This window comes from Streptomyces niveus (assembly GCF_001723055.1).
Classification (GTDB): Bacteria; Actinomycetota; Actinomycetes; order Streptomycetales; family Streptomycetaceae; genus Streptomyces; species Streptomyces niveus.
Window position 1 is genome coordinate 1 of record NZ_MDCR01000046.1, and the last position, 9,450, is coordinate 9,450.

The 9,450-nt window shown below is 68.6% G+C and carries 14 protein-coding genes and 2 pseudogenes; 6 read left to right on the top strand and 10 right to left on the bottom strand.

The annotated features are described in order from the left end of the window. From BHU15_RS41150 to BHU15_RS07215, 4 genes and pseudogenes are all read left to right on the top strand, one after another. Positions 1–151, top strand: a pseudogene (locus tag BHU15_RS41150) (glycoside hydrolase family 6 protein); the annotation flags it as partial. Between the two features lie 711 nt (positions 152–862). Further along, positions 863–1,672 (top strand): alpha/beta fold hydrolase, encoded by an 810-nt coding sequence (locus tag BHU15_RS07205; RefSeq protein WP_069626411.1) that lies wholly within the window; start codon positions 863–865, stop codon positions 1,670–1,672. Beyond that, complete coding sequence (locus BHU15_RS07210; RefSeq protein ID WP_069626412.1) at positions 1,669–2,922, top strand: PP2C family protein-serine/threonine phosphatase; 1,254 nt, start codon at positions 1,669–1,671, stop codon at positions 2,920–2,922. Before BHU15_RS07205 ends, BHU15_RS07210 begins: the two co-directional genes overlap by 4 nt. Next, positions 2,919–3,278, top strand: coding sequence for an STAS domain-containing protein (locus BHU15_RS07215; RefSeq protein WP_069626413.1), 360 nt, complete (start codon positions 2,919–2,921; stop codon positions 3,276–3,278). The genes BHU15_RS07210 and BHU15_RS07215 overlap by 4 nt, the downstream gene beginning before the upstream one ends. A 216-nt stretch (positions 3,279–3,494) precedes the next feature. Here the strand turns inward: BHU15_RS07215 and BHU15_RS07220 are convergent, their stop codons facing one another. Then, a complete protein-coding gene (locus BHU15_RS07220; RefSeq protein WP_255293047.1) occupies positions 3,495–3,689 on the bottom strand; it encodes a hypothetical protein in 195 nt (64 codons plus the stop codon). A gap of 52 nt (positions 3,690–3,741) precedes the next feature. Then, positions 3,742–4,132: pseudogene (locus BHU15_RS41155) on the bottom strand (Asp23/Gls24 family envelope stress response protein). Positions 4,133–4,220: 88 nt separating this feature from the next. On the opposite strand from BHU15_RS41155, the gene BHU15_RS07230 reads away from it, so the two are divergent. Further along, positions 4,221–4,913 (top strand): hypothetical protein, encoded by a 693-nt coding sequence (locus BHU15_RS07230; RefSeq protein WP_069626414.1) that lies wholly within the window; start codon positions 4,221–4,223, stop codon positions 4,911–4,913. A gap of 188 nt (positions 4,914–5,101) precedes the next feature. Here BHU15_RS07230 and BHU15_RS07235 read toward each other — a convergent pair whose 3' ends face one another. From BHU15_RS07235 to BHU15_RS07270, 8 genes are read right to left on the bottom strand one after another with little or no spacing between them, the layout of a single operon-like run. Continuing rightward, complete coding sequence (locus BHU15_RS07235) at positions 5,102–5,386, bottom strand: gas vesicle protein K (RefSeq protein WP_031228713.1); 285 nt, start codon at positions 5,384–5,386, stop codon at positions 5,102–5,104. Continuing rightward, the gene (locus BHU15_RS07240; protein WP_023536998.1) at positions 5,383–5,613 is read right to left on the bottom strand and encodes a gas vesicle protein; all 231 of its coding nucleotides are present in this window, start codon (positions 5,611–5,613) and stop codon (positions 5,383–5,385) included. The genes BHU15_RS07235 and BHU15_RS07240 overlap by 4 nt, the downstream gene beginning before the upstream one ends. Further along, entirely contained in the window at positions 5,597–6,457 is an 861-nt protein-coding gene (locus tag BHU15_RS07245; protein WP_438284958.1) for a GvpL/GvpF family gas vesicle protein, read from the bottom strand. The genes BHU15_RS07240 and BHU15_RS07245 overlap by 17 nt, the downstream gene beginning before the upstream one ends. 17 nt (positions 6,458–6,474) lie before the next feature. After that, positions 6,475–6,843, bottom strand: a complete 369-nt coding sequence (locus BHU15_RS07250; RefSeq protein ID WP_069626417.1) for a gas vesicle protein — start codon at positions 6,841–6,843, stop codon at positions 6,475–6,477. Continuing rightward, entirely contained in the window at positions 6,840–7,088 is a 249-nt protein-coding gene (locus tag BHU15_RS07255) for a gas vesicle protein GvpG (protein ID WP_069626418.1), read from the bottom strand. Before BHU15_RS07255 ends, BHU15_RS07250 begins: the two co-directional genes overlap by 4 nt. 1 nt (position 7,089) lies before the next feature. Next, positions 7,090–7,839: a GvpL/GvpF family gas vesicle protein gene (locus BHU15_RS07260; RefSeq protein WP_069626419.1), complete on the bottom strand. Its 750-nt coding sequence runs from the start codon at positions 7,837–7,839 to the stop codon at positions 7,090–7,092. A 3-nt stretch (positions 7,840–7,842) separates the two neighbouring features. After that, positions 7,843–8,304, bottom strand: coding sequence for a gas vesicle protein GvpJ (gvpJ, locus tag BHU15_RS07265; protein WP_069626420.1), 462 nt, complete (start codon positions 8,302–8,304; stop codon positions 7,843–7,845). A 41-nt stretch (positions 8,305–8,345) separates the two neighbouring features. Further along, positions 8,346–8,669 (bottom strand): gas vesicle protein GvpO, encoded by a 324-nt coding sequence (locus BHU15_RS07270; protein WP_031228708.1) that lies wholly within the window; start codon positions 8,667–8,669, stop codon positions 8,346–8,348. Between the two features lie 202 nt (positions 8,670–8,871). Between BHU15_RS07270 and BHU15_RS07275 the strand changes: the two genes are divergently transcribed. Further along, a complete protein-coding gene (locus BHU15_RS07275; protein ID WP_069626421.1) occupies positions 8,872–9,333 on the top strand; it encodes an Asp23/Gls24 family envelope stress response protein in 462 nt (153 codons plus the stop codon). Positions 9,334–9,450: the final 117 nt, after the last annotated feature.

Consider the following 9,450-nt stretch of genomic DNA (forward strand, 5'->3'; position numbering starts at 1 on the left):
CGGGGCCGTCAGCCAGACGGGTGGCGGAGCCGAGATGCTGCTGTGGCTGAAGACCCCCGGTGAGTCCGACGGCAACTGCGGAGTCGGGGCCGGCTCCGTGGCCGGTCAGTTCCTCCCGGAAGTCGCGTACAAGATGATCTACGGATACTGAACCGCCCGATCCGTCGTTCTGATGGCCGTCCTGGTCACGCCCTCGTTGCCCGCGGGCGCGAGGCTCGCGCCGGGTCCGACACCGGACCGAACTCCCGGCAGTCCCCGCCCGAGCGGCGAGGCCGGGACACGCGGTGGTGTCCGGCCCGGCGCGGTGAGATCAGGGCTCGCCCAAGACGCCGATGTTGGCGCAGTCGACGAGCTGTAGGGGACTCTCTTCCTCCAGTCACTTCGCCGACTGCCGCCAGCCACACGCCCCATCAGAGATTTCGGATCGGCGGGCCAAGAGAGTGGGCAAGCCGCTTTGGCGGTGGCGGCCTCGTGACCGTCGGGCCGTCCGGACCTTGAGCGCCCGGGGATGGACGTCGCGTGCCCGGTCGTGAAAGATCCCGGGCCTCCCACTGCACGCGGAGTCGGTCATCAGGATTCCCGCGCGGTAGGCGCGGCGTCGCGCGCAACCGTCACTGACGGCGCTGACGGGGTGAATCCAGAGTGATGCAGGAGGCGCAGAACTCAGCCGGGGCTTCCCGCACGTCATAGTCGTGACCGAGCTGGGCCTGTACCGACCCGTCGGGTGCCGGCGCCCGAAACTCCCGGGTCAATGCCCGCCGCCGCATCCGTTGGCTCCGAGCTGGTTCCCGACTCACCGCGCACAGCCGGCTGCGAGACATCGACCAGCCCGCCGGGGGAGCCTTCTGCGAGTATGTGCCGCATGGATGTGCTGGTCAGGAATCATGTGAGGGTGAGCGGCCGGTCCGGGGGGCCGGTAGTGGTGCTGGCGCACGGATTCGGGTGTGACCAGAACATGTGGCGGCTGGTGGTGCCGATGCTGGAGCGTGAATTCACCGTCGTCCTCTTCGATCATGTCGGTGCGGGGAAGTCGGATCTGTCGGCGTGGAGCCGAGGGCAGTATTCGACGCTGGAGAAGTACGCCGACGATGTGCTTGCGGTGTGCCGAGAGCTGGTGCTGGGGCCGGTGACGTTCGTCGGTCATTCGGTGAGCGCGATGATGGGGGTGCTGGCCTCCGTGCAAGAACCGGAGGCGTTCGCGGGGCTGGTGCTGCTCGCTCCGTCGCCGTGCTTCATCGACGACCCGCTGACCGGTTACCGGGGCGGTTTCAGTGCCGCGGACGTAGAGGAACTGCTGGAATCGCTGGACGCCAACTACCTGGGCTGGTCCGGCGCGATGGCGCCGCTCATCATGGGCAACCCCGAGCGACCGGAACTGGGGAAGGAGCTGACGAACAGCTTCTGCCGTACCGATCCGGACATCGCGCGGGTCTTCGCCCGGGTGACGTTCCTTTCCGACAACCGGGCCGACCTTGCCGCTGTGACGGTGCCGACGCTCGTGGCCCAGTGCTCCAGCGACGCCATCGCCCCACCGGAGGTGGGCACCTTCGTCCACACGCAGATACCGGGCAGCCGACTGGTCACACTCAACGCCATTGGGCACTGCCCCCAGCTCGCAGCCCCGGAAGAAACCGCCGCTGCGATCACCGCGTTCGCGAGAGACGCCGGATGATGCCCCGGACCGGCGACGAAGAACAGGGCGGCCCTACGGGCGAGCGGGCACAGTTCTCCGCGCTGCTGGAGGACAGCGCCGAAGACCTCTACGAGCACGCGCCATGCGGCTACCTGTCGACCTTGCTCGATGGCCGGATCGCGAAGATCAACACCACGCTGCTGGACTGGCTCGGCTACCGGCGCGACGACCTGGTGGGGAGCTGGCACTTCTCCGACCTGCTGACGGTCGGCGGACGGCTCTACCACGAGACGCACTTCATGCCGCTGCTGCGCATGCAAGGCGAGATCAGCGGAATCGCCCTGGAGCTGAAGGCCGCCGACGGCTCCCGGCTGCCGGTCCTGGTGACGTCCACCGTCAAGACCGGCGGTGACGGGCAACCGCTGCTGATCCGCACCACCCTCTTCGACGCCCGCGACCGCCGGGCGTACGAAACCGAGCTGCTGCGTGCTCGCCAGGAAGCAGACCGGGAGCGCGAACGACTCCAGACGCTGGCCACCACGCTGCAAAGAACCCTGCTGCCGCCGACACTGGTGAACGTGCCAGGGCTGGACGTCTCCGTGCACTACCACATCGCCTCCGTCGACGAGGTGGGCGGCGACTTCTACGACCTGTTCCCCCTGACCGAGGGCACCTGGGGGATGTTCCTGGGGGACGTGTGCGGCAAGGGCGCCGCAGCCGCGGCCGTCACCTCTCTTGCCCGCTACACCCTGCGCGCCGCCGCCGTCTACGACCCCGACCCGGCCGCCGTCCTCGCCAACCTCAACACGGTCCTCCACCACGAGTACAACGGGACAGAGCCCCGGTTCTGCACGGTCGTCTTCGGTCTGCTCACCCCCGACGGCGACCAGGGGGGTTTCCGCGTCACCCTGGCGAGTGGCGGGCACCCACCGGCACTGCTCATGCGCGCGGACGGCACCGCCGACTACCTTCCCACCCCGGGCGGTCAGCTCATCGGCGTCCTGCCCGATGCCCACATCGCCACCACAAGCCTGCGCCTTGACCCCGGCGACACCCTGCTTCTGCACACCGATGGCCTCACCGAAGCGCACACCGCGATCACCGGCGACAAGGACCGCTACGGCGACGACGCGCTCCTCGGCTTCGCCCGAGTCCTGGCACCCACCACAGCCACGCACACCGTCACTGCTATCCGCGACCTGCTCAACACCTTCGGCACCGGCGTCGACGACGACACCGCCGTCCTGGCCATCAACGTGCCCCGACCCCCCAGTGAAGAGCAGCAGTGACCGAGCCCCTGACCCTCCACACCCGAACCACCCCCGCCGGAACGGTCATCGAACTCACAGGAGACCTCGACCACCACACCACCCCGCAGGTCCGCAGCGCGCTGCCCTCACTCGATCTGCGCCCCGGCCAGCAACTCGTCATAGACCTCGGCGGAATCACCTTCTGCGACTCCACCGGCATCAGCACCCTCATCGCCGCACGCAACCACGCCTTGTCCGCGAACGCGACCATCGCCCTGGCCGCGGTCCCCGATCGCATGAGCCACATCATCCGCGTCGTCGGCCTCGACCAGGTCTTCCCCACCCACCTCACCGCCGAGGACGCCGAAGCCGCCTGGCACCCGACGCCAGGCTGACCCGAACACGCACCCGGCCCGGCAGAGCGGTGACGACGCGTACAGGTGCGGCGCCGTGACGCACGCTGACCTGGGCGTTCGATGCTGCGTCTCCCCGCGGGGCAGCGGTCTCAAGTGCTTCGCGTGCCGCCTGCGCGGCAATCCTGTTCACCGCCCGGTCGGTGATCGCGGTCGACCCGCGCTCAGCCATCGCGACCTTGTCGCGCTCCACGCGGGTCACCGCAGCCGGTCGTAGCAGTCACGGCGCCGCAGGTCGTCGTCGCGGTGGGGCCGGCGGAAGAAGTAGCCGGGTTCCATGTCCCCGTCGGCGTACCGCCCGGCCACAAATCCTACGATCCCCAGTACGGCCACCACCACGAAGGCTCCGAAGCCGCCGAAGTACCCGGTGAATCCGAGCGCAATACCGGCCAGGAGACCGGCCGCCGCTCAGTTCATCGTGTCCTCCTCTTCTCGCCTGCCTGAGTCAACGCAGCTGTGACTGCGTGTCGTCGTCCTCCTCACGGGCAGCTTCACATCGCTGACCGTGATGTTGACCTCAACGACTTCCAGACCCGTCATCCGCTCGACCGCCGAGACGACCTACTCACGGACGGTTCCCGCGACATCGCGGTGATCGCCACCCCGTAGTCGATGACGATGTCCCGATCGATCGCGGTCTGTGTTTCCCCTACCTCGACCTTCACGCCCTGGCCGGCGGATCTGCTGCTGCCGGGGACCCGTTCACGGACGGCGCCGAAGGCGCGGGCCACGGTCGCCGCCCCGCCTGCCCGCCGGGGGCCTTTCCCCCTCCCCGTCCGGCCGCTCCCTGACGGAAGCCCCGGGCTGGTTGTGCGCCGTATTCTCCGACATCTCATTTCACCTCTTTCCGGTTGATCAAGGATCTGTCGCTCAGAGTAGGTGTGCTTGCCGGGCGCCGCGCCACGAATACGGCACGCTGAAGACATGACCACGACGCACAGCATCGATGGATGGCCGGCCGTCGTACAACTGCATCGCGACCTCGGCAGAGCACTTCCCCTCGGCGAAGTGGAAGACTCCACCTGGCTCTTCGAACGGGCAGCCACGACGGAGCTCCGGCGAGCCGCCGCCGCGGTACCGGGTGCGACGCCCGGCCAACTGCGGATCGACCTGGCCAACCCGGACGCTGCGGGCGCGCCCGCCGTTGCTGCCCCGCCCGGCGCTCTGCCACCTGGCCCTCTGCGTATCGACGGGGAGTTCGCAGCCTTGCCCGGAGAGCCGCTGCCCGCCCTTTCAGATCAGTTGCGCCACGTGATGTTCGCCTGTGCGGCCGATCGGCTGGGACTGCGCGTAACGGAAGTGAACCTGCGGGTGACCGCGCTCCTGGAGTCGGCCGACGTCCCCCCGGTGACCTCTGCTCCGGTGGAGGTACTCACCGCCTCCCCGGACGGAGATGCGGCGTTCACCGCGGTGGCCGTGCCCGGTGTCGCCCACCTCACCAGGACGCTGGGCAGCCCGGTGACCGAACGTCGGGGGCACCTGCGGGTCGAATTCGCCACGGCGGCCGGGCACCCTCCCCTGCACGTCGCCCGCGCCGTCCGGACAGCAGTCACAGCCACGCTGACGAGCGACGCAACGGTCACCGTGCTGATCACCGCGATGAACGTCACGGCCTGACCTCGCCGCTCACCCGTGGGGAGACGATCACACCGAGCTCAGCTTCCGCTCCGGCCCCGGAGACGCGGATTCGGTGGCAAAGCCGGAAGCTCAGTCGCAGTCGCAGTCGCTGCGTCGTGTGTCGGCGAGGCGCTTCCGTCCTGGATCACGTCGCCGTCAAAGAGATGAATCTCGGCACTGTTGTTCTGTCACCGGGTTTCGTGGGAGAGCAGGTTTCCGAGTGGGCCGAGGTCCAGGTTGAGATCCTCGCGGCGTAGGCCGTGCAGTTCGCAGAGTTCCGTCATTCGCTCGTCGAGGAGCATCAGGGTGGTTCCCACGCGTTCTTCCTGTTCCTCCGTCAGCTCTCCGGTGTCGAAGCGGCGGATTGCCTGGCGTTCCATCAGCTGTCTGAGGAGTTCCACGACGGTCAGCACCAGAGAGGCCAGGTCGCGGCCCGCGTTGTGCGGATCGATGTCCACGCGTGTGTCGTTCACAGGGGCCCGCTGTCGGCCCACGGCGCGGGAACGCGTTCGCTGACGGATGCCAGCAAGGCGTGCAGGGAGAGGCGGACCAGCGGGACATCGGCGATGGCGATCACGAGATCTCCGCTGATGACGACGCCGGTGCCGAGCACCCTGTCGAGCAGGTCGACCAGGGGGACGCCGATGGGCGCCGTGGCTTCGGGGCCCTGCCACGGAACGGGGTTACGAGTGCCCTGCAAGGTCTCCTCCATCGGTGAACGAGTAGGGGGCCCAGGGCCCGGTGACGTCGATCTCGATGCCGTCGAAATCCGGGGACGCGCGGAGGCGCCCGATCGTGGCCGCCAGTTCCTCGTTCCTGTCTTCGGCGATCAGATAGGCCATGTTCATGATCTGCGTGCGGTCCTTGCCGGTGACCTCGGGGCCGTGCGGCCGGCGCGGGACCATGGCGACCGCCAGTTCCCGTACCGCCCGGTCGACCCGCTCGGCCGCGGCCACCGCACTCTCCCGGTGCTGCTCGCGCAGGTTCTGGCGGCTGCGCAGGCGGTCCAGATAGGCGCGGCCCGAGACGGGTCGGGGGCCGGTCCCGGGGCCGGGGGCGGGCGTCTGCCGGATGTCGGGCGCGACGGACCGGGCCGTTGTGGCGGATTGTGTCAGGTAGACCTTGACGGCCCATTCGGCCCGGCCCGTGATGCGGTCCAGCGCCAGCCGAAAGCTCTCCTGGTTCTCCTCGATGGCCGCACGCGCCCGTTCGTCGCCGAGGTAGAGGGTGGCCAGCGGCATCGGTACGGCGGGGCCGTCCGCGGTGGTGGCGGTGACGACACCGTGGTGGGCACGTGCGCAGCGTTCGAGTTCGGCGGCGTCGCCGAGCCGTTCGCGCAGGGCCGTTTCGGAGAACTCCGTCGCCGGCACGTCCTGCACCACGGCGCACAGCGAACCGACCGTCAGCAGGCGCAGCGGCCCGCCACCGGCATGCCCGTGAGCGTCGGACGGGGATGCGGGGTGATCCGATCGGCAGACGGCGAAGACATATGTGGCACAGGAGCCGACACTCTTGGCCGGTGGAGAGATGCGCGGGGCGGAGATGTGCGGGGTGGAGTTCATCAGCGGCGCAGTTCCCTTCTGCCGCCGGCCCGCCGGATGCTGTCCGGCTCCGGGGAGTCGTCGCCCTCCAGTGCGTCGATCCGCTCGCGCAGGCGCTGATTCTCCTCGTACAGAGCGTCGTGTGCGGCTCGCGACGACAGCGCGGGATCGGTCTCCCACCAGTCGATGCCCGCCTTCTTCGCTGTCTCCACGGACGAGATGAACAGCCGCAGGCGAATGGTCAGCAGTTCGATGTCCAGCAGGTCGATCTTGATGTCACCGGCGATGACGATGCCTTTGTCCAGCACCCGCTCCAGGATCTCGGCCAGGTTGGCCGTGGCGGGCGGATGTGACCGGGAGTCCGTCGTCCAGCTGTCCAGTTCGCTCACGGTCTCACTCCAGGTAGCGGGGATTTCCTGTCGAGAATGTCCAGCAGCCGTTCCTCCTCGCGCTCGAAGCGCGCGAGGTCGATCTCACCGTCGTCCAGTGAGCGGTTCAGCTCGGAGAGCCGCACACGGATCACCGCCGGGTCGTAGAGCTCCGCCTCCGCCGCGTCGACGAGACGGTCGGAGACCCAGACCACGCCGCGTACGGGTGCCAGGGGAAGGAGGAGCACACCGGAGAGCAGACCCATGTCAGGCCCTGGCCGGGACGGGTTCCGGAGCCACGAAGCTGTAGCACGGCAGCGGGCCTGTCACCCGCAGTTCGAGGCGGTCCATATGGTCCGCCGCGAACCGCTCGGCGACGCCTCGGAAACGTCCTTCCTCGCGGCGGGGCATGAGGAAGGACATGTTCAGGACGCAGCCCTCCACGTCCGGACCGGGACGCATGTCGTCGACGGTCCCCCCGGTCCCGGCGAGTTCGGCCGGCAGCCTGGCCGCTGCCGCAGCGGCCCTGCGTCGCAAGCCTGACGCGACGGCCTCGCCGAGACGTACGTTGGCCTCGTAACTGGGGTAACGGCGCGTCTCCTCGCGAATCCGCCGGACCACGGGGTCCTCACGGATCAGCGCGGCCAGGTTGTCCTGCACCGGAGTGATCTTGATGTTCATCTCGACACGGGAGTCCAGCCGCTCCAGAACCGCGACGTGCTCGCTGTGGTGTGCGGCGACGCCCGCCAGCACCGTGGCCTCGTCCGGAGCCACCATGCCGAAACGCATCGGCAGCACGGGCCCGGCTTCGGCCAGCGTCATCAGCAGGCCCTGGTGCGCCATCAGGTCACGTCGCCGGGCCCTGAGTCCCGGGTGCGCGGCGCTGACCACCACGGCGAGATCATCGGCCGGCAGCAGCCGTACCGGTGCCGGCGGCTCGCCGACGCCGGCGGCATTGGCGGAGAGCGGATGGGAGCGGCCCACGATGCCGTACACGTAAATGCCTGAAGCGGTCATGCGTCAGTCCTCATCCCGGTGGCGGCGCGTTCGTTCGCTTCCGGCGCTCCTGGAGCGCGCCGGTTTGGACCTGCGCGGGCGCTCCTCCTCCTGCTCGTCCTCGTCCTCGTCGCCGTCCCCGCCGACACCTACGGCCTGCTTGACCTTGTCGCCCACGGAATGCGCGGCCTTCTTCGCCCCGGCCTTGCCGACGCTCTTGGTCATGCTGCCGCCGAACAGCTCGGGCACTGTCCTGCTGGTCGAATCGTTTTCCAGGTCCAGCCGGTTGCAGGCTTCGGCGAACCGCAGATAGGTGTCGACACTGGCGACGACGATCCGTGCGTCGATCTTCAGGATCTCGATGCCGACCAGCGACACCCGCACGAAGATGTCGATGACCATGCCGCGGTCCAGAATCAGTTCCAGGACGTCATAGAGGGTGCCGGCGCGCGGTACACGGACAACCTCCTCACTGTATGTGCTCAAGGGATGACCGTTTCTCGGGAAGGGGCTCCGGTGCTCGGCGCTCACGTGTCCGCCTGCCCACGGCGGTAGCGACGGACCCTGCGGTACTGCAGCAGCGACCCGTCCTCATCGATGTCCACTTCGTAGGTGGCGAGCAGGCTGGTGGTGTCGGGAATGCGGGGGAGCTCCAGCACGTCGACGTCGACGTGCCACCCGTCGTCGCTCCGCGAGACGGCGGAGACGCCTTCGGCCCGGTGCCTGATCAGCTTCTGGAGGCTCTGGCACGCGCGTTCGGCCGCTTCCTCCGCTCCCCGCAGATGTTCCTTGCCCGCGGAGGTACGGGTGGATCGGGAGGTCCGGGCCTTCCCGGCTCGCTGCTCTGACATGTTCCCCAGCCTGCTGGGGACGAGGCCGCTCCGCATGCGGTGATGGACCGAATGTGCTGCCGCCGCGAACCACACGAATGGCGGCTTGCCGACGGTCGCAGGACACTGGACTGAGAAAGCGGGCACCGCGATGCGGGCCAGCGCCCGGGAGTCACCGCCTTGCCACTCGCAGACACTTCTCGCTCTTTTTGGAGGATCTCCGATGGCCAGCACCGATACACAGCGCAGCACCTCTCCCAGCAAGAGCGGCGACCATGGGGGCCCACGCGGCACGACGACCATCGCCGACAACGTCGTCGCCACCATCGCGGGCATCGCGGTCCGTGAGACCGACGGAATCTACGCGCTTGGCGGCGGCGCTTCACGGGCGCTGGGCTCAGTACGGGACAAGGTAGCCAAATCGACCGACCTCAGCAGGGGAGTCCAGGTCGAGGTCGGCGAGGTCCAGGCCGCCGTCGACGTGGACGTCATCGTGGAGTACGGCGAACCCATCGCGGACGACGCGAAAGAGATCCGCACGCGCGTGACGGACGCGGTGGGAAAGATGACCGGTCTGGAAGTCGTCGAGATCAACATCAACGTGCTCGACGTGCACCTGCCCGGATCGGACGACGGCGAAAGCAACGACGAGAACAGTCACCGCCGGAGCGAACGGGTCCGGTAACGGCGTGACGCCGTCGGCTCCCATTGCCCGATCAGGCACGTGACCCATTCTCCAAGCATTGCGAGGCACCCATGGAGGACAGCAAGAAAGTCTGTGTGGCCGCCGCCATGGCGGCGG